The organism is Salegentibacter haimaensis (assembly GCF_054121495.1).
This window is the reverse complement of record NZ_JBSYGH010000004.1, coordinates 22,312-46,654: the sequence shown is the minus strand read 5'-3', so window position 1 is coordinate 46,654 and position 24,343 is coordinate 22,312. Positions and strand designations below refer to the sequence as shown.

The 24,343-nt window shown below is 39.4% G+C and carries 20 protein-coding genes; 9 read left to right on the top strand and 11 right to left on the bottom strand.

Going from position 1 to position 24,343, the window contains the following annotated elements; translation table 11 throughout:
* Nucleotides 1-143: 143 nt before the first annotated feature.
* The 4 genes from ACW6QP_RS05625 to ACW6QP_RS05610 all read right to left on the bottom strand — a co-directional run bounded on the left by ACW6QP_RS05625 (nucleotide 144) and on the right by ACW6QP_RS05610 (nucleotide 4,655).
* Nucleotides 144-1,475: a nucleotide sugar dehydrogenase gene (locus ACW6QP_RS05625; protein WP_457909877.1), complete on the bottom strand. Its 1,332-nt coding sequence runs from the start codon at nucleotides 1,473-1,475 to the stop codon at nucleotides 144-146.
* Nucleotides 1,476-1,484: 9 nt separating this feature from the next.
* Entirely contained in the window at nucleotides 1,485-1,859 is a 375-nt protein-coding gene (locus ACW6QP_RS05620; RefSeq protein WP_457909876.1) for a four helix bundle protein, read from the bottom strand.
* A gap of 93 nt (nucleotides 1,860-1,952) precedes the next feature.
* Nucleotides 1,953-2,951 carry an SDR family oxidoreductase gene (locus ACW6QP_RS05615; protein WP_457909875.1) on the bottom strand — a complete coding sequence of 333 codons (999 nt, stop codon included), beginning with the start codon at nucleotides 2,949-2,951 and terminating at the stop codon, nucleotides 1,953-1,955.
* A 684-nt stretch (nucleotides 2,952-3,635) separates the two neighbouring features.
* Nucleotides 3,636-4,655: a LacI family DNA-binding transcriptional regulator gene (locus tag ACW6QP_RS05610; protein ID WP_457909874.1), complete on the bottom strand. Its 1,020-nt coding sequence runs from the start codon at nucleotides 4,653-4,655 to the stop codon at nucleotides 3,636-3,638.
* A 149-nt stretch (nucleotides 4,656-4,804) separates the two neighbouring features.
* Between ACW6QP_RS05610 and ACW6QP_RS05605 the strand changes: the two genes are divergently transcribed.
* The 5 genes from ACW6QP_RS05605 (at nucleotide 4,805) to ACW6QP_RS05585 (ending at nucleotide 7,348) form a co-directional block, all read left to right on the top strand.
* Nucleotides 4,805-5,269 (top strand): thiol-disulfide oxidoreductase DCC family protein, encoded by a 465-nt coding sequence (locus tag ACW6QP_RS05605; RefSeq protein ID WP_457909873.1) that lies wholly within the window; start codon nucleotides 4,805-4,807, stop codon nucleotides 5,267-5,269.
* Nucleotides 5,266-5,403, top strand: coding sequence for a hypothetical protein (locus ACW6QP_RS05600; protein WP_457909872.1), 138 nt, complete (start codon nucleotides 5,266-5,268; stop codon nucleotides 5,401-5,403). Before ACW6QP_RS05605 ends, ACW6QP_RS05600 begins: the two co-directional genes overlap by 4 nt.
* 112 nt (nucleotides 5,404-5,515) lie before the next feature.
* On the top strand, nucleotides 5,516-5,839 hold the full coding sequence (locus tag ACW6QP_RS05595; RefSeq protein ID WP_457909871.1) for a phosphoribosylpyrophosphate synthetase: 324 nt from the start codon (nucleotides 5,516-5,518) through the stop codon (nucleotides 5,837-5,839).
* A gap of 95 nt (nucleotides 5,840-5,934) precedes the next feature.
* On the top strand, nucleotides 5,935-6,441 hold the full coding sequence (locus ACW6QP_RS05590; protein ID WP_457909870.1) for a Dps family protein: 507 nt from the start codon (nucleotides 5,935-5,937) through the stop codon (nucleotides 6,439-6,441).
* A 7-nt stretch (nucleotides 6,442-6,448) separates the two neighbouring features.
* A complete protein-coding gene (locus ACW6QP_RS05585) occupies nucleotides 6,449-7,348 on the top strand; it encodes a mechanosensitive ion channel family protein (protein WP_457909869.1) in 900 nt (299 codons plus the stop codon).
* A 685-nt stretch (nucleotides 7,349-8,033) separates the two neighbouring features.
* On the opposite strand, the gene ACW6QP_RS05580 is transcribed toward ACW6QP_RS05585, so the two are convergent.
* Complete coding sequence (locus ACW6QP_RS05580; RefSeq protein WP_457909868.1) at nucleotides 8,034-11,753, bottom strand: metallophosphoesterase; 3,720 nt, start codon at nucleotides 11,751-11,753, stop codon at nucleotides 8,034-8,036.
* A gap of 50 nt (nucleotides 11,754-11,803) precedes the next feature.
* Between ACW6QP_RS05580 and ACW6QP_RS05575 the strand changes: the two genes are divergently transcribed.
* Complete coding sequence (locus ACW6QP_RS05575) at nucleotides 11,804-12,988, top strand: Pycsar system effector family protein (RefSeq protein WP_457909867.1); 1,185 nt, start codon at nucleotides 11,804-11,806, stop codon at nucleotides 12,986-12,988.
* Here the strand turns inward: ACW6QP_RS05575 and ACW6QP_RS05570 are convergent.
* Nucleotides 12,980-15,346 carry a GAF domain-containing protein gene (locus ACW6QP_RS05570; protein ID WP_457909866.1) on the bottom strand — a complete coding sequence of 789 codons (2,367 nt, stop codon included), beginning with the start codon at nucleotides 15,344-15,346 and terminating at the stop codon, nucleotides 12,980-12,982. The two genes, ACW6QP_RS05575 and ACW6QP_RS05570, sit on opposite strands and share 9 nt — an antisense overlap.
* Before the next feature lie 135 nt (nucleotides 15,347-15,481).
* Here ACW6QP_RS05570 and ACW6QP_RS05565 point away from each other — a divergent pair, with 135 nt between their 5' ends.
* A complete protein-coding gene (locus ACW6QP_RS05565; RefSeq protein ID WP_457909865.1) occupies nucleotides 15,482-16,597 on the top strand; it encodes a redoxin domain-containing protein in 1,116 nt (371 codons plus the stop codon).
* Nucleotides 16,598-16,648: 51 nt separating this feature from the next.
* Here the strand turns inward: ACW6QP_RS05565 and ACW6QP_RS05560 are convergent, their stop codons facing one another.
* Nucleotides 16,649-17,338 (bottom strand): SIMPL domain-containing protein, encoded by a 690-nt coding sequence (locus ACW6QP_RS05560; protein ID WP_457909864.1) that lies wholly within the window; start codon nucleotides 17,336-17,338, stop codon nucleotides 16,649-16,651.
* A gap of 50 nt (nucleotides 17,339-17,388) precedes the next feature.
* Nucleotides 17,389-18,036: a rhomboid family intramembrane serine protease gene (locus ACW6QP_RS05555; protein WP_457909863.1), complete on the bottom strand. Its 648-nt coding sequence runs from the start codon at nucleotides 18,034-18,036 to the stop codon at nucleotides 17,389-17,391.
* Nucleotides 18,037-18,088: 52 nt separating this feature from the next.
* Between ACW6QP_RS05555 and ACW6QP_RS05550 the strand changes: the two genes are divergently transcribed.
* Nucleotides 18,089-18,994 (top strand): lysophospholipid acyltransferase family protein, encoded by a 906-nt coding sequence (locus ACW6QP_RS05550; protein WP_457909862.1) that lies wholly within the window; start codon nucleotides 18,089-18,091, stop codon nucleotides 18,992-18,994.
* Here ACW6QP_RS05550 and glmM read toward each other — a convergent pair.
* Nucleotides 18,991-20,376, bottom strand: coding sequence for a phosphoglucosamine mutase (gene glmM / locus ACW6QP_RS05545; RefSeq protein ID WP_457909861.1), 1,386 nt, complete (start codon nucleotides 20,374-20,376; stop codon nucleotides 18,991-18,993). The two genes, ACW6QP_RS05550 and glmM, sit on opposite strands and share 4 nt — an antisense overlap.
* 144 nt (nucleotides 20,377-20,520) lie before the next feature.
* On the opposite strand from glmM, the gene ACW6QP_RS05540 reads away from it, so the two are divergent.
* Complete coding sequence (locus ACW6QP_RS05540; RefSeq protein ID WP_457909860.1) at nucleotides 20,521-21,108, top strand: acyl carrier protein phosphodiesterase; 588 nt, start codon at nucleotides 20,521-20,523, stop codon at nucleotides 21,106-21,108.
* A 173-nt stretch (nucleotides 21,109-21,281) separates the two neighbouring features.
* Here ACW6QP_RS05540 and ACW6QP_RS05535 read toward each other — a convergent pair whose 3' ends face one another.
* Both ACW6QP_RS05535 and ACW6QP_RS05530 read right to left on the bottom strand, forming a co-directional pair.
* Nucleotides 21,282-22,307, bottom strand: a complete 1,026-nt coding sequence (locus ACW6QP_RS05535; RefSeq protein WP_457909859.1) for a M12 family metallopeptidase — start codon at nucleotides 22,305-22,307, stop codon at nucleotides 21,282-21,284.
* Nucleotides 22,308-22,748: 441 nt separating this feature from the next.
* The gene (locus ACW6QP_RS05530; protein WP_457909858.1) at nucleotides 22,749-24,287 is read right to left on the bottom strand and encodes a hypothetical protein; all 1,539 of its coding nucleotides are present in this window, start codon (nucleotides 24,285-24,287) and stop codon (nucleotides 22,749-22,751) included.
* Nucleotides 24,288-24,343 lie beyond the last annotated feature (56 nt).

Here is a 24,343-nt window from a genome sequence, read left to right as displayed (position 1 = left end):
AATTCTCAGATTAACGAATCACGACTTCACGTCTCTCGAATTAACGAATCCCGAACTCACCAACCACGCCTCCCGCATTAACGACTCTCGGCTCACAAATAAACGCGCCTCGAATCCCGACTCACTAATTAACGGCTCTCGAACTAAAGCTTTTTATCACACCTATCTCCAAGCACTCCCTTCACATCATAAACCACAGTGCTCCCATTCTTCAATTGGTCCAGATCTAGTTCCAAAAACTCTTTATGAGCAACTGCTAAAACAACCGCGTCAAAATTTTCTTTCGGAAGTTCACGGGTGGTCTTAAGACCGTATTCATGCTTTACCTCTTCCGGGTTTGCAAGCGGATCATAGATGGTAACATTTGTTCCGTATTCTTTAAGGTTTTTAATCACATCTACCACTTTTGTGTTTCTTACATCAGGACAGTTTTCCTTAAAAGTAATTCCCAAAACCAAAATGTTTGCTCCCTTAACCTTTTGATCATTTTGCAGCATGAGTTTAACTACTTCTGAAGCCACATATTGCCCCATAGAGTCGTTCATTCTTCTTCCGGCCAAAATTATCTCGGGATGATATCCGATCTCCTGGGCTTTTTGTGCGAGATAATATGGATCTACCCCAATGCAATGACCGCCAACAAGTCCCGGTTTAAACGGAAGGAAATTCCATTTCGTTCCCGCAGCTTCCAGGACATCCTGGGTATCGATATCCATCATATTAAAGATCTTAGCCAGCTCATTCACAAAGGCGATATTGATATCGCGCTGTGAGTTCTCGATAACCTTTGCAGCTTCAGCCACTTTGATAGTTGGCGCTAAATGAGTTCCGGCAGTAATTACTTCAGCATAAAGCTCATCTACCTTTTTCCCCACTTCAGGAGTAGAACCGGCAGTTACTTTTAGAATTTTTTCCACGGTATGCTCCTTATCGCCCGGATTAATTCTTTCCGGAGAATAGCCTACAAAAAAATCTTCATTAAACCTCATCCCACTGGTTTTCTCCAAAACCGGCACACATTCATCTTCAGTCACCCCGGGATATACGGTTGATTCATAGATTACTATATCTCCCTTCTTTAGAACCTTTCCAACAGTCTCGCTCGATTTGTAAAGCGGAGTAAGGTCAGGACGGTTATTTTTGTCTACCGGGGTGGGTACAGTGATAATGTAATAATTACAATCTTTGATATCTTCAAGATCTGCAGAACAGAAAAGTCCGTTACCATTGTTCAATTCATCCTTTTGGACTAAGGTTGATTGAAGAATATCATCCTCCACTTCCAGGGTGGAATCGTGACCTTCTCTAAGCTCCTGAACTCGAGCATTATTAATATCGAAACCCACTACCGGGTATTTTGTGGCGAATAATCTAGCTAGTGGTAAACCAACATAGCCCAAACCTATTACGGCGATTCTCTTCGAGGGGGAAGAGGTGATTGGGTGATCAGGGGAGTTTTTAATATTTTTATTCATTTGTATCAATTAAAGTGTCCATTTCGATGGGTTAATTCTCATATTAACTAACATCCCTAAAATGGCATTATATTTTTCGAAAATTGGTTTATGTTTTTCATCATTAATATATTCGCATGCAAGAGCATAATCCAGCCACACCTGGGTTTCGGCGGCTTCACCTTCACAATCAACTAATTTAGACACGAACGATTTTGGATACTTTCGTTTTCTCCAGGCTTCAGCTAAATTTCCGGAAACAGACCTTGAAGATCTACGAATTTGATCCGTTAAAGAGAATTTTTCTTCCGTAGGAAATACTTTTGAAAGGCCAAAAACATCCATCCCTGCCTCAAATGACAGTTGATAAACCCTTAAATCCTTATGAGTTTCTATTTTAGCCATGATTTATAATTTTCAAATCAATCAATATAAAAAAAATCTCCCCGTCACCTTTTCTCCCAGTCTTCTCAACTCCAAATCCCCAAGTCTCCAAGTTTATCTTAAATTCTCCCAATACCAATCTACCGCTTCTTTTATTCCCTCTTCAATTTTATGTGATGGTTTATAACCTAAAAGTTTTTCAGCTTTTTCAACGGAAGCTAAAGAGTGTGGGATATCCCCGGGACGGTTTGGCCCGTGCTTTACCTCTACTTCAAAAATTTTGGAATCGAAATCTGAAAGGTGTTTTTTTAGAAGTTGGGTCAACTCAACGAGATTGGTTCTGTCTCCTACTGCTGTATTATAAACTTCATTAACTGCTTCAGGGTTATCTGAGGTCATCGCCAGCAAGTTCATTTGAAGCACATTATCTATGTATGTAAAATCCCTGGAATAAGTCCCATCTCCGTTTATCACCGGGCTCTCATGCTTCATAAATTGCATCACGAATTTCGGGATTACAGCTGCATACGCACCATTGGGATCCTGTTTTCTACCAAAAACATTGAAATATCTTAAGCCTATAGTGTCAAAACTATAAGCTTTCTGGAAGATATCTGCATATAATTCGTTTACATACTTAGTGATCGCATATGGAGAAAGCGGCTTCCCAATCTCATCTTCAATTTTAGGCAATTTTTCTGAATCGCCATAAGTGGAGGAACTCGCGGCATATACCATTCGTTTCACTCCTGCATCTCTAGCCGCAACCAGCATATTCAGAAAACCCGAAATATTCACTTCATTACTGGTGATTGGATCATTAATAGACCTGGGCACAGATCCAAGAGCTGCCTGGTGCAGTACATAATCCACTCCTTCACAGGCTTCCTTACAGGTTTCCAGGTCGCGGATATCTCCTTCAATTAATGTGAATTCTGAATTATCCTTAAATGCATTAAGATTATGGCGATGACCGGTAGCGAAATTATCAAGACAAATCACGTTAGCATCCAATGAAAGCAAGGTTTCACATAAATTGGATCCGATGAATCCCGCACCCCCTGTGACTAGAATAGTTTTACCGGCAATTTTTTCCTTCGGAAAATCAATCATGTAGAAATGGGAATTTTAACATTTTAACAGCGGCAAAGGTAAACTTTCTTCTTTAGTCAAGTGCTAAAGAAAGCTTAAAGATGTATATCCGGCAAACTTCATTTTTATTTTGAAATTTCTCTTCTTATAGTAATAAAGTAATCTTATTACAGTTCTTTTGCTACCCTGCAGGCTGGTAAACATATCGTGTCAGCTGGCCAACAGCTTTGGTATTAGCTACATCCTCTAGGCCTTCAGGCTAAATATCAAGTTCTCTTTAAAAATTAATGTAGAAAAGCTCTTCTCAAGGGAAGATGGTATTGCGCAGTGATGATAGCGGAAAACTTTGACCGATACAGGTATTTAAATTAAAGACAATTACTAATTAACAGACTTGAAAAACGTTTCGTAAAGTTTAAGGTGAGGTGGCCAAGATTCTAAGGGGTTAATTTAAAAACTAAATCCAGACCACGGTTTCATACCTGGTTACAAATATTCTAATCCCTCAAAACATTTCAAAAAATCTAAATCATCTGCGTCATCCGCATGCTGTAGGGCTCTGTCAATTACCCCGATACAGGGAAACATGAAAAAAGTCCAAATGAATTCTTGGCAAAAGCTAAAATAAGTCCAGAGACTACCGCCTAAAGACTAAATAACCGGGATCGGGCAACAGGCAACAAACTTAATCCTACTCCAATAATATCAATTCCCGAATTCCGTACTCTCCAACTGTTCCAACCGGGTACTAATAGTCTTTTCACGTACCGCATTTCCTTTGGGAACACGGTTTTCCAATCGCTCAATCAACATATCCATAGCACCCCTTCCTATTTTTTCAGGAAACTGATCTATATAGCTTATACTTGGAGCCAGGTAGGTTGCAATATCTTTTGAAATAAAGCCTATTACCTTCAAATCCTGCGGAATGCGAATATTTTTCTCATAAGCCGTTCGATAAACCTGCATAGTACTTTCAAAATCTGAACACAATACCGCCTCGATTCTATCTTCAACCAGCATACGTTCTATTTTTTCCCTCAACACCTCGGGCCTGGAAGAATTGGCGATATAAAAGTCCTTTTCCTTATCGGGAAGAGCTTCTTTATAACCTGTAATTCGCAACTTTCCAACTCCTAGATGATGAATAGAAGTAGCAATACCTATCTTTTTTAAACCTTTCTGAAGAAACATTTTTGTTAGCTCGGCAAAAGTCTGTTCGTCATCAATCCCAATTTTATCTACCTCAAGATCGGCGTGAGTTCGGTCATACAGGATGACAGGAATATTATAATCTATTAAGGTATTAAGATGTTCATATTCTTTTTTACGCTGAGTTTCTTCTGAAATAGCCACCAAAACCCCATCTACAAAACCAGAGGTAAGCATTTCTACAATTTGCTTCTCACGATCTAAACTCTCGTTAGAGATATATGTAATCACCTGAAGCCCGGCCTGCTGCGCTCTCTCCTCGATTCCCGACAACACATTAGCAAAAAAACTGTTTGAAATATTCGGAATAATTACCCCAATGGTTCCGCTTTTGCTGCTCTTTAAATTAACCGCCACGGGATTGGGCCGGTAATTATGCAACTTCGCCAACTCTTTTACCCGCTCTACTGTTTTAGGGCTAATCTCCGGACTGTCGTGCAATGCCTTTGAAACCGTTGAAACTGAAACATTTAATAATTTTGCCAGCTCTTTTAGGGTGATTTTGCCTTTCATAAGTTACAGTATTGATAAAATATTTTATAAAAGTAGAAATTATTTAATTAAAAATTTAACTAAGCCCAGTTTTAATAGGTTTTTATGAATTTCTGGTTTGCCATTCGCTCCTAATTTACTGTATTTTCGTATAGCTTACCAACCTAATTATGTTTGCAAAAATATTATGTACCAAATACCCGCCCGAGATGCCAACCCTGGTTTGGGATGGAGACTGCGGATTTTGTAAATTCTGGAAAACCACCTGGGAAATCAAAACTCCCAACCGCTTACACTACGAAACCTATCAAAAACTGTCCGGAAAATTTCCCGATATTCCTTTAAAAGAGTTTAAAAAAGCGAGCAGGCTTATCGAACCCGATGGCAAAGTTTATTCAGGACCAGATTCAGCTTATCGCGCTTTGTATCACGCAGGGAACGAGGCCTGGCATAAATGGTATCATAAAAGTTCTATATTCAGAAAATTTAGCGATCATTTCTATAATCATATTGCGAAAAACCGAGGCTTTTACTTTAAACTCACCCAAATACTCTTTGGAAATAACCCACATCAGCTAAAATCCTATTGGTTATTATACCTGCTAAGCCTGTTGTTGATCATTCTGTTGCTATGAAATTTTTAAAAAAATACTGGTATTTAATTCTTGCTGCACTAATAACCCTTGTAGGAATTTTAACCGGGTGGTATTTATTTATCTTTCTCATTTTTCCGTTAGGATTCTTCGGAAGAAATAACCGCAACGAATAAGCTTCGGAGAACTCCTGAAGCCCCGTTAAACTTATCCTAAACCACCGCCCCCATTTGCAAAAACCCCGGTATCACCGTAATTTAAGTCTTTCAAATAATCAAAATAAAAACGATGAAAGACTACGGAACTTTATCCCAGGCTATTAATAAATTAAAACTCGAAGAGGGCTATGAACATGACTTCAACCTGCTTGACGAAAAAATTGAATTAAAATCCAAACAGGAAACCTTTGGGGTAGAAGAATTTGATGTGGACAAGGTTTTAAGATTTGAGGGTATGAGCAACCCCGATGATAACGCTATTCTGTATGCCATCACCACCACCTCGGGCCGAAAAGGCGTTTTAGTTGATGGCTATGGTGTTTCGAGCGGGCAGGTTTCTAAAGCTATGATAGATAAACTGGATCTAAAGGATAATCGCCCAATTAGCGAATAGGAGTTAAACTTCTACTAAAACCCCTCTGAACTTTGGTTTTAGGATTCTACTATTATAATTTTGTATTGAATTTAAAATATCAATAAATAAAAACTATGGATTATTTAGGTCTTGATAAAGCTAAAACAGAAAAAACCGTTCAGCAATTAAACATATTGCTGGCCGATTATCATTTATATTATCAAAAACTCCGCAATTTTCACTGGAATATCTTCGGAAAGAATTTCTTCGATCTTCATGAAAAGTTTGAAGAACTCTATGACGACGCCAAAGTAAAAATCGATGAAATCGCCGAGCGGGTATTAACATTACGCTATCAACCCACCAGCAATCTGAGTGATTATCTCAAAGCCTCGAATGTTGAAGAGTCTAAATCAGATTTAAGCGACTCGGCAATGATAAAAACTTTATTGGAGGATCATGGCAAATTACTCAGCCAAATGCGCAAAGTGGTAGAAGTTGCCGATGAGGCTAAAGATGAAGGTACTATAGATCTTATTGGTGCTTATATTCGCGAGCTGGAAAAAACGAGCTGGATGCTCGATGCCTGGAAAATGAAAACCAATGAAGGATTGAAACCGGTTAAAAAGTCAAAGAAATAAAATTTAGATGGAAGAAGAATTCAGTCTTAAAGAATCGGTGAGCGGAATTTACGACAAACTTGCCGGCTGGCTGGATTCTCTCATCCTAAACCTGCCAAACTTCCTTTTGGCAATTCTCGTATTTGTATTGTTCTTATTCCTGGCCAAATTTGCCGGAAGAATATTAAACAAAACATTATTAAGACGGGTTAAACAGGCTTCTATAAAGGAAATTATTATAAAAATCCTCAAGGTTGTTATCATCCTTGCAGGATTTTTTATTGCCCTGGGACTACTTAATCTGGATAAACTTCTTACTTCTGTACTGGCAGGTGCCGGTGTAGTTGGTCTGGCCATTGGTCTGGCCTTACAGGGCACTCTAAACAACACTTTTTCTGGGGTTATACTCAGCTTCTTACCAGAAATTCAGATTGGAGATTGGGTAGAAACCAACGAATATGCAGGAAGAGTTACTGAAATCAACCTACGCAATATCGTAATTAAGGGAGCAGACAATAATTATGTGGTTATTCCTAACTCCAAAATTGTAGAAAGTCCCTTTAAAAATTTCTCCTCAACCTTGCGCAGTAGGGTGATGTTGAATTGCGGAGTACATTACAGTTCTAACCTGGAATTTGTAAAAAATCTTACTCTGGAAACTATTAAAGAACTTTTCCCGCCAAATTCAAACGAGGAAGTTGAGTTTATGTATACCGAATTTGCCGACAGCTCGATCAATTTTGTAGTTCGATTCTGGACCGATGTGAACAGCAACCGTGACGTTTTAATTGCAAAAAGCAAAGCTATTATCGCGGTAAAAAAAGCATTCGACCAAAACGACATCAATATTCCTTTCCCAATTCGCACTATAGATTTCACCAATTCTCTTCAGGTAAAACAAAACCCCCAAAATTCAGAAGAATCATAACAAATTTCACAGCAGCCTAAAAAAGTAATCAGACTGAAAGCCTGATAATATCAAAACCACGGACAACACCCCAGTAACAGGCTGAAGGCCTGAAATCATAACCAGGGGCAACGCCCCAGTAACAGGCTGAAGGCCTGAAATATCATAACCAGGGGCAACGCCCCAGTAACAGGCTGAAGGCCTGAAATATCATAACCAGGGGCAACACCCCAGTAACAGGCTGAAGGCCTGAAATATCATAACCAGGGGCAACGCCCCAGGAAAGGGCAACGCCCCAAGAAAAAAAAGCCCCAGGCAGAGCAACACTCCAATGCCAGGCTGAATGCCTGACATATCAAACCCTGAGGCAACGCCCCAGTAACAGGCTGAAGGCCTGAAATATCAAAACCAGGGGCAACGCCCCAGGAAGAGAAAGCCCCAGGCAGAGCAACACTCCAATGCCAGGCTGAAGGCCTGAGATACCAAACCCTGAGGCAACGACCCAGTAACAGGCTGAAGGCCTGACATATCAAACCTTGGGGCAAGGCCCCAGGAAAAGAAAGCCCCAGGAAGGGCAACGCCCCAGGCAAAGAAAGCCACAGGCAAAGAAACGCCCTTTCTAAAAATACTAATCCTCTAAAAAGCCAATAAAAAAAGGGAGGCTATGCAGCCTCCCAATTCGATATCAAGTATTGTAAAATAATCTCTAAAACTTCAATCCGAAGCCAAAGGCGAAGCGCCAGCTTTCCGAGCCTTTGAAAAGACTTAAAGTTCCATTTACAGCCCGGGCACTGGTAATCCAAATTCCACCCCCAAAGCTATCATGCCATTTATTGCTTTCTTCGAAATCGTTCCAAACTCTACCTATATCATATCCTCCAAAAACTCCCATTTGCAACGGCAAAAATCCGGTTTTGAATTCATCGAAACTATAGCGAAGATCTCCCCCGGCCGCGAAGGCGCTCTTGCCTATAAATCTGTGGATTCTATATCCGCGAAGTCCGGTATCGGCCCCTAGCCTCGCAGCCTGGTAAAATTCATATCCCGTTCCCATGTTTAAATGAGCATTAACCTGAGATTTTAGAACCAGTTTCCGGCTTCTTACCAATGAATTATAAAAACTCCAGTGGTGTTTAAAATAACCGTAGTGTTGCTCGGTATCTGCAGTATTCATTTGTCCACCAAGGTTAAGCTCAAACCTCATTCCCCGGGTAGGATTTAGTGAATTATCATAGCTTTCATAACGATACAGGGCGTCAAGACCTGCAAAGTATTTTCGGTCGAAAAAGTTAGGATCTTCCGGTGTAAACTCCTCGTTGATAAACCTACCCTCGGTATTTTCAACCTTATTAATTTCATAATTCGCCATGTATCTAAAATAACTTCCGAAGGGAGTTTTATTCACAAACCCGGCTTTGGCCTTATATCGGCTTATTTTTACGCGGTTGTAATCCATTCCCAACTCATCCTCGAAATTTTCGGTTTCATTTCCAAAGCCAAAGAAGTTACTGGCAAAATTCGGACTTTGATACGAAGCCCCCACCAACAAATTATACCGTCCAATAATATTTGCGAACTGGCCTTCGTAATAAAGATCGAATCCGTTTGTAGCGAAATAGTATCCACCCCCAAACCTATGCTGGGAAGTAAAAGGATTTCTCTTAAAATCATTAATAGTCAGCACGTTTTCCAGCGCAATCTTAAAACCATCATCTGGGTTAAAACCAATGCCCGGAAGAAAAGCCCCGCCTCTAAAGTTCTTTTTGTCCTTATCATAGGTGTTTATATCGTAATGATCTCTAAACCTAAAGCGGGCTCCACCCTCCTCTACTACTGTATTGGGAAGAGATTTGTGGTCATAGATTTTAAGTTTTTTCCCGTTTTTAATGGTGTAAATATCATTGCCCAATCCGCCGATAACACGAATAAATATTTCGTTATCGCCTTCTCCTTCAACCAAAATTTCATCGTCATCGTCTAATGCATATACCCAGATATCTTTGGTTACTTCACGGGAATAGATTTTATCGCTTAAAGTTTCAGCTCGTTCTCCCCCCTTATTCCTGGTAATCTTAACCCTGGTTTTCCCGTCTTTCATTCGGGTGATATCGATAAAATCATCTTTATCGGTACCGGTTACTATGGCGAGTTTAGCCATATGTTCGTAGTACCTGGTGGCTATATCGACGATATTATCCCGCCGGCCCTTTAGTTTATTTACCAAATCATCCAAAACTTCCCCACTGGTTTCTTTCGGAAGTTTTTCAAAGGCCTTTTCTATGGCTTCATCGGTCATATTCTCCTGGATGAATTTAGCTTCTTCCAGCCAGGTTTCTCTTCCGGTATTCTGAAGCAATGACCTGTCGAGGCCTACGGCGGCAATATTAAACCATTCAATATCTTTTATATCCTCATCATAGACAGCGAATTGATTGGCGAACCCGGCCAAAGCACGTAGGGTTCCGAAGAAAGCTCCATCAAAATTTGAAAAAACCTGGTCCCGGTCTCGTGGAATGGCTTCAAAAACCCTGTTCCCTTCCTGGTCCTCAATTTCAGCCCAGCGCCACTGGTCCTGGTGCCGGTCCCAGTCTCCAATTAACATATCGAAAATTCGGGAACGGATATATCGCGCTTCATCAAGACTATATTTTTCATCTCTTCTTAGGCGATCAAACATATCTGTAGTACTTACAATGTCGTGATTTGGTCTTCCGAAGCTTTCGGCACCCAGCCAATTTTCTTCAGGACGTTCAACGATCATATAAATATCGTCGCCGTGTTCTTCATTATACCTTCCCAGGATTGGCTGTTTGGGCATATAAAAAAGCTCCGGATTGGTATGATGCACATTCGCCGCAGAAGCCAAACCGGGAACTGCTAAAAATGCATAGGGATGTGCAGCGGTATAGAAATCGGTCATAAGGCGTTCGGCCACTGTATTCTCCATATCATCCTGAATCGGGGTATCCTTAAAAGCCACTTTTTGAAGATATTGCACCGACTCCTTTCGAATTCGGCGCATATTATATTCACGGTTAAGGCTATCTTTCATTCGTACTGAAACCGTTTGATGCCCACCCGATTTGATCAAAGGTTCCAAACCTCCGTATAAGGTATCGAGATCGGCAACCTTTAATTCGATTTCCCTGCCATATAGTTCGCGGTAGCGCTCACCCCAAACGGTGCGGTGCAGGCCACTAATATCGGTTTCCTCGTCTGAATATACCGATGCCTTGATAGTTTCGGGAAATTCTGAAGCGTACTGCTCTAAATTATATTCTTCTTTGGCGGGATAAACTTCTTTCTGGAATAAAACTTTTGCTTTGTTATCCCTGTTTCCGTAGAAACTCACCCAGGAAGAACCATCTTCAAAAACGTCATATACTGCAAAACCCTGACCTGAATAAGCGAAACGACCATCGTTGCTCAAAGTTGAAAAGGTACCTTTTGAAGCTGAGCCGGAAATGATCTGCTTCACATTTTCGTTATCGATATATTGTAATGAATGTTCGTGCCCTGCTACGAAAATCACCCGTTCCCTTCGGTGGGCAATAGTTTCAAGCCTACGAGCCAGCGATTGGTATCGTTCATTCTGAAGATCCTGAATAGAAACCCCGCCGGTAGTACGAATTAGCATAGCCAAAGATCCTAAAAGCGGAATTGGAATCTTTTTTTGAGTAGGGTAAATATGCCTGTTAAAATTATATTGGCCTCCGTGAATCCCGTTGGAAAGAATTGGATGATGCAAAGCTATAATCACAGTTTTGTTTTGACTTTTCTTTAATTCGGTTTCTACTTCCAGCAGCATTGCTTCCCGCGATTTTATAAGCTCGCAGTCCCGGTTAATGGTGGGGTGTCTATCCCAGTTTTCAAGATACCACTGGGAGTCGATAACGATTAGCTGAATATCATCGGTGATTTCTATGATATCAAGTCCGCAGCCGGTGTCGGGTGACCAGATAAGATTTTCAGGGACTTTTTCCAGAGTGTAATCTCTTTGCCGCTCCAAACCGGCTATACCTTCATCATACCAATCGTGATTTCCGGGAATAACCACCACATTTCCCTGGTAATCTTCTAAGGCATCGATTTGAGCATCGAGACGATATTCGGCAAATTCACGGCGGGGGCTGTCTTCAGGCGGCATTCCTACAGGATAGATATTATCCCCAAGAAAAATGGTGTAATTTCCTTCAACTTCAACTGAATCTATAAAATTTTTAAAAGCGATCAAACCTTCAGAAGTACCTCCGGTTGGAGAATATCCCCCGTCCCCCACCAGGTAAAATGATTTTTCTACCTTTTTATCCTGCGGATAGCCAAAATTTTCGGTAGGCTCGTCTTTATGAATTTTAGGTTTTACAGTAACACAGGATGAATAAATTCCCAGAGAAATCAGGATTAAAAGGATATTAATTTTTTTCATATATGAGTTTGATCTTTTTTGTAATTTGGCTCATCTAAACACAATAGTACATGAACCAACTCATAGAGAAAGCCGACGATTTTGTGCTGAATTTATTTAAGGAAGAATTACCAAATACTTATATATATCATAACTATACGCATACGCAGCGTGTGGTTAAAAGTACTAAAGAATTAATTGATAATTCTGAAATTCATGTTAAAGAGGAAGAGGCGTTATTGCTGGCCGCGTGGCTTCATGACACGGGTTATACCAGAACTTATAAGGGCCATGAAAATCAAAGTGTAGAGATCGCAAAAGGCTTTCTTAAAGAGCAAAATGCGGCTCCTGAACTTATTGAAAAAGTAAGCCAATATATATTAGCAACACGCTTTAGCTATGAACCCGAAAGCTTTGAAGAGAAAATCATCAAAGATGCCGACGCCTCTCACTTTGGAAAGGATTATTTTGAAGAAACCAGTGAACTTCTACGCCAGGAACTTCAGCTTCACAATATTGGCAACTATTCTCCTACCGAATGGATCGATGAAAATATAAGAATGCTTACCGAACAGCATAAATTTCATACTGAATATGCTCTAAAGGAATGGCAGCCAAAAAAGGATGAAAATCTGCTGGCACTTATCGAGAGTAAAAACAAGCAGGAGAAGAAGCTTCAGAAAGAAGAGGCTAAAGCGCGAATGAAGGCGAAATACAAAAATGAAAGTCCTGAGCGTAGCTTACAAACCCTTTTTAGAGTTACTCTTAGGAACCATATAAAACTTAGTGATATTGCCGATACAAAGGCTAACATCCTGTTATCGGTAAATGCGATTATTATTTCGCTGGCCCTGGCCAACATGATCCCCAAACTCGATGCAGCCAGCAACAAGCACCTGCTTATTCCAACCCTTATCCTAATCTTATTTAGCGTAGCGTCAATAATTCTCTCCATACTTTCTACCCGACCCCAGGTTACTTCAGGAGAATTTACAAAAGAACAGGTAAAGAACAGAGAAGTGAACCTTCTGTTTTTTGGAAATATTCACAAAATGCCCTTCGATCAATTTAAATGGGGAATGAAAGAAATAATGCAGGATAAAGACTATGTTTACGAATCACTTATGCTGGACCTGCATTTGCTGGGCAAAGTGCTCCATAAAAAGTATATGTTGTTAAGACTAACCTATACTGTTTTTATGATAGGGATTATTTGTTCAGTAATTGCTTTCGTGGTGGCGTTCTACCTACTGTAGTTCCTCCATCAATTCTTCGTAGGTAAAGTTATGTTCATTATCATTCTGGGCGCTGTAAAGTATATTCACCCGAATGGCTTTTAGTCCCACTACCCCCTGAACATCTTCTAATTCCAGAAGTTCTACCTTCTTGCCAAGGTATTTTTTAGCCTGGAGGTATTTGACATACCTTAAATACTCGCGTTCATCGCTTTTTTGGGAATAGATTATCGAAATTTTCCCTTTCTGGGTTATGCGTTCTTCAGTTCCTTTTACGTGAGCTTTGTCGAGGCGTTTTTTGATGATTTCATAGCGGGCATTATAAGTGCCATCTACATCAAACTTCTTTTCATCCATTCTATACCGAATAGATAAAGTTGTATTATAAACCAAAATTAGCGATGCCGCCTCTAACTTTATAGGCGTATTCTCCTGGAGCTGGTAAAACCGGTTCTCCATTTCGCACATTGTGCTTAATTGCCATAAACGAAGGTTATATAAATAAACCTTGTTAAATGGCTTGTCTTTGGCCATCTCAGCACCAATGTAAATATTGTGGTCTACCCCATCGGTCTTATAACGCTCGAAATAATGCGGATAGATCTCCTGCGCCTTTACCTGCTGCCGGTCGATATACCGTGACATTGTGCGGTTAACCTGTTGCACCGTAATGTCGTAATCTTTTCGGTGATTATAAACCAGGCCGGTTTCGGGGTTAAGCTCCTGTTCATATTCATCTACCAAAACTTTAAGCTCTTTAGACTGTTTTCGAAGATGAGACATAATGGGGTTAACCTCTTTTTGAAGCATATTAAACACCTTTTGCTCGCTGGAAGCATTCAGGCTTTCCTTCAGCTCTTTTCTGAAATCTTTTATGCGGAATTTCACCTGCTCATAGATAGGTAATTCTTCTAAAGCATAAGCTTTATCGATTATCTTTTCTATAAGTTTTAACTGATGCATCAAATCTCTTTGAATAGCCTCATTGCGGGCATCTGAAGAAGCCACAATATCTATTTGCCCATACAAAGGATATATATTTTTAAATACGATATCCTTAAAACTCGCCAGGCCATCTTCCTCCAGGTCTCTGATAAACCTTTTGGCTTCTTTTTCAAAAATCCATAATACGCTTGGGTGAATCGAGGTGCATTCACTTTGAATTACTGCCTTAACTCTGTTTTCAAACTCAGTACGGTTTCTTTCAACCGCGGTAGCTATATAAGGTAGTATTTCGTCAAGTTTTATGGCATTTATACTATTGAGCTCGTTTTTTCTTTCTGAAACCAATTCTAAAACGCCCAGAAATTTATTGTTCTTTATCACCGGCGCCAGGATGCAGCTTTTTATTCCGTTTTCTTTGAGACGCTGAGAAAGTAAATTATTTTTCTTTTTCGAGGCATAAGATTCCAGATTGGCAATACTGTAAAAAGTACGCTCCTCGAATAACTTTTTGAAACCTTCTTTACAAATTCCTTCATTGCATTCACTTACCACTTCCTTATTCAAAATAAAGCTGTGAGCATCTTTGGTTTCCATTCGTTCAAAATTGCCATCCTGCGCATTATAAACCGTAAAACCTACACGTAAATCGGGTATTTTATAGATAGACCTGAAAATCTCCTGCAATTTCAGCAATTCATCCTTTTCTGAAGATTGCTCGAAAAGCAGTGTGGTTTTAAGGTTAGAAATAGCCTCATCTACGGTAACATCGGTAAGGTTAAGGATAATAAAACCTTTAAATTCCCAGCTACCCGGCGGAAACATTTCTTTCCAGAGTTCCAGATCCTCTACGTTCTGGATTAATTTATCCACATCTTTTTGAGTGATCTTTTTCGCGTTCTTCCCGGGTGCTATCTCTATAAAATCGTTGTTTATTGCGATTCGATAATGCCGGGTTATACCACTTTCATCTGGGATATCATAATACAGTGGGCGGGAGAAATCAATCCCAAAGTCATAGTATTTATTGAGAATGTATATACAGGAATGTATATAATTCATCTTATCATCTATATTGCGCATTTGGAGCTGAAAATCATCCCCGGCTGCCTGCATAATTTTTTTCAGCTTAACAGAACGGTTAAAAAGGAAATCTCTAAAAGGAACTCCTGCAGCTTTTATTTCATTAGAGCTTAATACATAAGGAAATAGGTCGTCCAGCAAAACCTTAATAGGCTCTCTGTACTGCTGAAGTTCTTTTAAATCATTGATTCCTTCTACCAACTTTGGAAAATCTGAGATATAATCCAAAATGCTTTTGATAGATTTTTTCCCAATTTCACTTGACTCCTTTTCGAGCTGGGCCTCATACTGCTCGATTACTTTATGGAAACTAATTTTGATTTTAAAGGGAAGATCCTGATCTCTTTTACTCATAGAAGATTAATATAAGATAAAAATACGAGTTTGAGTTATTGCTGAAGATAAGGGAATTTGAATTAACATATTTTTAAAGCCCTGTAGGCTGCAAAACTTTTGGGTTCCTTATTTTTGTTGAAAATTATAGAATATATGCGTAAAATATTAAGTGTTTTAGCTGTGACGGTAAGTCTTCTTGCCTGCGACAACGACGAAAAAGGATATTATATCACCGGGGAAGCAAAGGGGGTTGAAGATGGGACCAAAATTTATGTGATGGAAATGGAAAATCCGGCCTCCAGCCCGGTTAGAAAAGATTCTACCTCTATTGCAAACGAAAAATTTGAACTCGATCTGGAGGACCGAAAAGGGCCCGGTTTAAGTTTTCTGGAAATCGATGGGGTACCCGGCAACGTTATTTATATCGCAGAAAACGATAAAATAAACTTTAGAATTTATAAAGATAGCCTTCGCGCTTCAGAAGTAATTGGCGGGAAAGAAAATAAAGTATTAGCTCAATATTTAACCCACCTTCAGGAAGTAAACCGAAAAATGATGGAAGGCCGCCAGGAAGTACAGGCAGCGCTTCAAAATCGCGATACCGGGGCGATCCAAAAATTTCAGAACTTTCAGCAAAGCCTGATGGAAAGCGACAAAAATTATAAAATAAAGTTGCTTGATGAGCATCCTGAATCTTTTGTATCGGTTATGATACTTACCGATCTTCTTCAAATGAAAACTCCGGCTTCAGAATTAAAACCTAGATTCGAAAATCTAAGCGAGGAAGTGAAACAAACCCCAATGGCGCAAAGCCTGAATCAAAATTTAGAGAAATCAAGTGCAGTTGATATTGGTAGCAAAGCGCCCGAATTTACCGCTCCAACCCCCGATGGGGAGCAACTATCCCTGAAAGATGCAATGGGTAAAGTAACCCTGATTGATTTTTGGGCTGCCTGGTGTAAACCCTGTAGGGTTGAAAATCCCAATCTGGTAAAAATATATAATAAATATCACGAAAAAGGCCTTAATATTATTGGGGTGTCCTTAGACCGTCCTAATCAAAGAGATCGCTGGTTAAAGGCTATAGAAGATGACGGACTTCCCTGGTACCAGGTTTCACATCTACAATTCTGGCAGGATCCTGTTGCCCAACTTTACGGAATTAGGGCAATTCCCGCAGCATTTATCTTAGATGAAGAGGGAGTCATCGTGGCTAAAAATCTTCGAGGTAAAGCCCTTGAAAACAAAATCGCAGAGATGTTGGATTAATTGGCAACTTATCTAAAATTAAAAAAGCGGCCCTGGCCGCTTTTTTAGGTTTTATTGGAAATATAACTGAAAAACCACCTGCACTTTTACGCTAACTTCCATTTCTCCCGGTGCCAAACTTTCGCTTGATTCGCTGGCATCGCTCATTTTTAATTCGGCCATTCGATAAACCGGTTGGTAAGAATTCCCGGAATTTTCATTGATATAATAAGCATTTCCGAGCTTTAGATTTAATGGAGCAGCCAGTTCTTGGGCTTTTTGCTTTGCATCAAGAACTGCCTTTTCACGAGCCTGTGCCTGGTATTTTTTTAATTCTGAAGATTTGAATTGAACACCATTAATTCCGTTTAAACCATTTTGAAGCAAGCCTTCTATAATTTCCTCATACTTAGAGATATCCTCAAGCCTAATCGAAAGACTTTGAGCAGCTACATAAGAATAAGTCTTTTCGTTGTAATTATAGCGTTTATTCAAATTCACATAATCGGTACGAATATTTTTTTCTGAGATTCCCTGGGATTTCAGGTATTTTATAATTTGATCGATTACCGCATCGGTTTTGCGCTGCACCTCTGCCGCGCTATTCCCTTCGTGTTCCACCCGCGAACTTATTTCGACCTCATCGGGAACTACTTTTACAACGCCTTCACCTTCAACGTGAATTCCACTTTGTGCGGCATCTTGTTGCGCCTGAAGACCAAAAGATAAGCTCAAAAGAGCTATAAAGAATAACTTTTTCATATTACAACTGGTTTTAGATTTTTAGGTGCAAAACAATTAAGGTACCAAAATTAGATTTTCCCGGTTTTTTGTAGAATAAATAACAAAACAATAGGAATAGCCAGTAAAATGGTCATTAACAGATGTTGGGTGAAAACCCAGGGAGCCAGAATTAGCGTTAAAAAATAACCTCCAATTGCACCGCCAAAATGGGCATCGTGACCAATATTACCAACCTTGTTTTTCATCCCGTAAATGGTGTATAGCAGGTAACCAATTCCAAAGACATAAGCGGGAATGGGAATGATAAAAAACAGGCCCAGCATCATATCGGGTCGCAATAATATAGCTGAATAAAGAACCCCCATAACCGCACCACTTGCACCCACTGCGCTATAGTTATAATCATTTTTATGGAAAAAGTAGGAAAGCAAATTCCCCAAAATCAAACTGGCAAGGTAAACTATAATAAATCCTGTAGAGCCTAAATCATATAAAACTACATTGGCAAAGAAATAAAGTGTAAGCATGTTTACAAAAAGATGTGTGGTATCTACATGCAAAAAGCCCGAGGTGAAAATTTGATATTTGGCCCCTGCCCTTATATCGCCAATATTGAATTTATATTTTTCAAAAAATGAATAGTCATTAAAACCCTTCATAGAAACCACCACATTAATGATGATTATGATAAGGGTCGTAAGGTTCAAATCTCCCATAGATGCTTAAGTTTAATGCCAAATATACCATATATTTGCTGAAAGTTTTTTTATGCAGGCTTTAGTTTTCCGGCTTATCTACCCTATACTTTGGGCTATTTCCAAATTACCTTTTCCCTTTTTTTACCGCTTATCTGATGCAGTCTATTTCTTGGTGTATTATATCACTGGTTACCGCAAAAAAGTAGTTGTAGACAATTTAAAACTGGCTTTTCCTGAGAAATCAACTTCAGAATTAAAAAAGATCAGGAAGAAGTTTTATAGGCATATGTGCGATATGTTTCTGGAAATGATAAAAAGCATAAGTATATCTGAAGAAGAAATGGTCAAACGCTTTCAGCTTGAAAATCCAGAAGAATATCAAAGACTTAAAAATCTCAATAAAAACCTCATCATTATGTGCGGGCATTATGCGAGTTATGAATGGATGAACGCCCTGCAACTTCAGGGGGTGGAGCATCAGGCTTACGGCGTTTATAAAAAGATTAAAAATCCGCATTTTGATAAAATGGCAAGGGAGATTAGAGGTCGTTATGATGGAGTTTTAATCCCCACCTCAATGGCGCGAAAATTCATCGCCAAAAATGAAGAAAAAGATCAGCTTTCGGCTTATGCGATGATTTCAGATCAATCTCCAAAACGCTTTACAAGAGCCCACTGGGCTAAATTTATGGGGATTAGGGTTCCTGTATTTATGGGTTCTGAATTACTTGCCAGAGAACACGATATTGCGGTGGTGTATCTCAAGGTAGATAAAATAAAAAGAGGCCATTATAAGGCCTCTTTAATTCCAATTTCTGAAGCTCCACAACAAGAGGAGTCGTTTTATATTACCCGAAAATTTATAGACTTACTCGAAAAGCAAATTCGGGAAAAACCTGAACTTTACCTCTGGACTCACAAGCGTTGGAAGCATATGAATCGTGAAATTTCTAAAGATTCGGTAATTATAGATTAAGCTACAATATTCTCGATTTCTTTAATCATTTTTTGAGCAAGCTCATCGGCTTCCTGTTGAGATTTTGCTTCGGTATAAATGCGAATAATAGGTTCGGTATTAGATTTTCGCAAATGCACCCAATTGTTTTCAAAATCGATTTTAACTCCATCGATGGTGGTTAAATCTTCATTTGAGTACTTCTCTTCTACTGCCTTTAAAACTCCATCTACATCTAAATCGGGGGTTAATTCGATTTTATTTTTGCTCATAAAATAGGCGGGATACTCCTTTTTTAAATCTGAAACCTTCACCTTTTTCTCTGCCAGGTGAGATAAGAAAAGACCAACACCTACCAGGCTATCCCTTCCGTAGTGAGATTCGGGGTAAATAATCCCGCCATTACCTTCACCACCTATAACGGCTTTGGTAGATTTCATCAATTCCACCACATTCACCTCTCCCACGGCACTTGCCTGATATTTTCCTGAATGTTTTTCGGTCACATCTCTAAGTGCCCGGGAAGATGATAGATTGCTTACCGTGTTTCCAGGAGTTTTCCCCAAAACATAATCGGCGCAGGCTACCAGGGTATATTCTTCCCCAAACATTTCTCCATTTTCATCGATAATAGCCAGCCTGTCTACATCTGGATCGACAACCAGACCCAGGTCGGCTTTTTCTTTAACCACCAGGTTTGAAATATCGGTAAGATGTTCTTTTAAGGGTTCAGGATTATGCGGAAAATGCCCATTGGGGTCACAATATAATTCTACTACCTCAACTCCAAGTTTTTTAAGTAAGGCCGGGAGAGCAATCCCACCGGTAGAATTCACGGCATCGACCACCACTTTAAAATTTGCAGCTTTGATTTTTTCAGGCTTAACCAGTGTGAGTTTCAAAACTTCATCAATATGTCTATCTATATAGTCGTCGATAAGTGTAATTTCCCCTAACTGATCTACTTCTGAAAAATTAAAATTTTCTGCTTCAGCTAATTCCAGAATGAGTTTTCCCTGTTCGGCATCCAGAAACTCCCCTTTTTCATTTAGTAATTTTAAAGCATTCCACTGTTTTGGGTTATGACTGGCGGTAAAAATGATTCCTCCATCGGCCTTTTCTATAGGCACTGCAATTTCTACAGTAGGAGTAGTTGAGAGGCCTATATCTACAACATCGATCCCCAGAGCAGTAAGAGTATTCATACTAAGTTCCTGGACCATTTTCCCTGAAATACGGGCATCCCTACCCACAACCACTTTTAGATCTTCCTTATTGCTATATTTTTTTAGCCAGCTGCCATAGGCGGCCGAAAATTTCACCACATCTAGCGGTGTAAGATTATCTCCCGGGTTTCCGCCAATGGTTCCGCGAATCCCTGAAATTGATTTTATTAAGCTCATTTGATTTTTATTTGGAAGGCTTCTGCTAAGGGTTATAATCAGCAAAAACCAAAATTTTTAACAAATATAAAATTAGCTTCTGCAATACTGCAAAACTTAACAAAAGATAAACAGGCTAAACTTCAATAAGCGTAAATTAGTAGCATGAACTATCTGGCCCATATTTATCTTTCAGGAGAAGACCCTAACCTAATCATTGGTAATTTCATTGCCGATTTTGTAAAGGGAAATGATTACCAGCTTTATCCAATCGAAATACAGCAAGGAATTTTACTCCACAGAAGGATAGATAGTTTCACCGATTCCCATATTCAGTTTAAAAAAAGTGTAAGCAGGTTATTCCCTAAGCACAGGCATTATAGCCGCGTAATTGTAGATATGTTTTATGACCACTTTTTGGCGACGAACTGGGAAGATTACAGCCAAATGAGTTTAGAAGATTACAGCGCTAATTTTTACAGCTTGATTTCAGAAAATTTCGAGATTCTACCCGGAGAGGTACAGGGATTTTTTCCATATATGGTGAAACACAACTGGCTTGTAAGTTATTCTGACGTAAATGGTTTAAAAAGAATATTGTCACAAATGGATAGGCGCACTACTTACAATTCTAATATGCAAAAGGCCGTAGAAGATTTGAATAATAATTACAAAGCATATCGCCTTGAATTTGAGTCTTTTATACCTGATGTAATTGCTTTCTCACAGAAAATGATCCAAGATGTAAAATAATGTAAAAATTTCGGGCAAACTGCCTGTTATTTCTTTACTCTATCTTAAAGAGTATTAAAGAAAAATTAAAAAACTGGGGATATAAACCTCAAAAAACTGTGGTGCGGATTTCCACAGTTTTAAATTTAAGCATAAAAAACCCGGCGAATTGCCGGGTTTTTAATGTGGTCAGATTAAGACCAATACCATCTACCGTTCTCTAAATGAACTCTTTTCCAGCCATATTTTGTCCAGTAATACCAGAGATTATTCGCTCTGAGGACCGTTAATCCACTAATAGTGTAGTATTCTCCATTAATATAGGTAGGCTCAGTTCCTCCACTGCTATAAATGGCATTTACACCCTGAACATCACCAGATGATAAACTGGTTCTTTGCACTGAATATGTGTCACCATTTGTTTTAGTAATGGTGGGTTTACCATTACTGGAAAAAGAATAAGGACCATACATCATAATAGAACCATAATCCAAACTGCTGGTAAATTCATCTCCATCAAAGCCACTTTGCTCATAGGTATGAAAATTATGCTCGGTTCCCGATCTTATGTTACCGTAATGTATGGTGATATAATTGTTTCTATCCACTCTACTCTGCTCATGCCACAACCCAATAGCGTGACCTATTTCGTGGATAGTATTTCCGGTACTACAACCACTGGCAAGTGTAATATTTTGTCTACCCCCTATCATTCCCACATAAGAGGAACAACCTGAGCCGGGTGTGAAGTACACATAATTTGATTGATTTGTTCTTTTGACAAATTTCAAAGAAGTTTTAGATTCCCAATGCTTAATGGCGTCGGTAACCCTGTTCTGTGAAGGTAAATTGCTATCTATAGCATAATAAACTGTATTATCTGGCCAATGCCCAGAGGTTCGTGCAGTACTTTTATCCTGGGGCTCCTCTCCCACTTCCAATACCAACTTTTGGGGCTGTTTACTGGTCATATCGGCCGGGATAAGAATATCGCCCTGATACACATAATCTCCATTATGCTCTTCTACAGGCATCTTATGGCCTGCATAATAAACTTCTGTTACCGGTCCCTGTTTATCGGGATATGCTAATTCAATCTCCTGTTCTACAGTTTCTCCAGGAATTAATTGATTTTCTGTCACCTCGGTTTCCGTGACGTCGTCTTTACTACAGGCCATAACTACCAGGACCGGTAGTAACATTAATCTGCTTTTTCTCATAAGTAGGATTTAATGACTATTTAATTAATTATACATTCAATTTTACGGTTCAGGTTTTTACAAAGTTTATTCCAAAAAAAAGTTAAAAACTCAATCCAAATATTTAACAATCAGTTTCCTACAAATTCATTTAGACTATCCAGTACTTTAAAATTATTTCAAAAATGAAAGTTAATTTTCGGCATTACTGATTTAAAATAGACCGTTGTATTTCAACTAATTAAATAAACTTTATGTCGATAAAAGACACATAACTTCGATTATCTACATAGACTAACTTTGTATTTTAATTTTAATTAACAAAGACTTATGTGAATTTTAACAAAAAATAAGGCTGTCCGAAAAGATTCGGACAGCCTCTTATTCATCACCCTTAGGTGAGAATAAATCCCAGTTAATTAGTCACCCCCCGGTTAATTAATTCAACTGGGCATGTCATACTTAATCTCCTGATACCTCACATATATTGGCTCTAACCTCTACTGTGAAATTAAGGTCGCTCTCACTTATTCCAGGTATCAAAACAGTTCCTCCTTCTCCTGGCTCTTCTGTAGTTACACAAGCTATTTCATCATTAATTCTAGCTTCTATATGGGTTATTTCATAGGGTACCACGGGTGTAACTCCGATTCTAACCCCTCCTTCTTCAAAGGTCACAGAGATATCTCCCCAACTTTCCTGCACGGGCAAGAAGGTGGTCGAATCCACTACGAAATTGGAAGTTGAAGTAGTGGAACATCCAGAAGGCGCCTCAGCTAGACATGGTTCAGGATCGGTTCCTCCACCATTAACAGGACAACCTACTTCATCTACCTCAGTGCCTGGTGCAGTTCCTGGACATTCATCGATACCATCGTGAACGCCATCACCATCAGAGTCGGGACAACCATCCCATTCTACTGCCCCGGGAGTCTCGGGACATTGATCAACGCCATTTAAAACTCCATCGTCATCGCAATCGGCATCTGGATCGGTTAAATCGCAGTCTCCATTACCGTTACCGCCCCCATTATCCTGGCCGCAGTTAAATCTTAGGTGCGCATACTCAACAGTTTCTCCATCATCATTTAATAGCGACATAATAATATTTCGGGTAAGGGTACCTTCCAATACATGATCGCCAGCTTCGCCGTAAACTCCTTCCCAATCTTCAAGAGTTGCTCTCCAATAGATATAAGGTACATCTCCGCCAAGACTTGTTGGATTAGGTAGAGCGAAACACAGTGGTGCTACAGATGGATCTTCCCCGTCGGTATTAGGTACAGGATAAAGATCTGAATATAACAACTCACCAGAGTCATCGGTTCCCAGGTACACTTCAAAAGAGTAATATGCAGGGTAGTGTCTTCCGTTCTCATCACAGTAGTTTGCGAATACACAGAAGGTGTATGCCTCTCTACCAATAATATCGAAGAACAGGTATCCATAAAGGTTTACAATTCTATCATCAAAACATAACACCTCTACATCTACATACTTTTTAACTCCTGCTCCCAGGTTGAATTCAAATGGCAACGGATTATCCACAAAATTAGAAAGAGTACCACCATCGTGCGGTGCAAGCCAAATCAAGTCGCCACCTTCATTAAATACAGCGAAATAATTTAGAGTATAAACGCCGGGTTCCAACTCCATTTCGGCTGATTCTTCGGTAAAATATTCTGCGGTACCATCCCCATCTTCATCGAAAGGTGTTGGATTTACATCAATTTGAATGGGTTCCATCATAGTGCCCACATTTCCGTTAGGTCCTGTTAGCGCCACATGCACATAAGCCGGAGCGTCATCGGTACACTCAGGTATTTCACTCATTTGCTGTTTTAGAGCCTGGCGATTAGTTACCAAATCGTTTAAAACAGTACTAAAGCTTAGAGTAGCTTTCTCATCATCGGGCATTAACCCGGCTTCTTCTTTACTACAGGAGGTAAAAACCAGCGAAAACACTGCTATTATTCCCAGTAATCTTTTAATACTTTTCATAAAAAATTTATTTTGAATGGTTAATTGAATTATATAAGGCGGAGATCATTTGACCC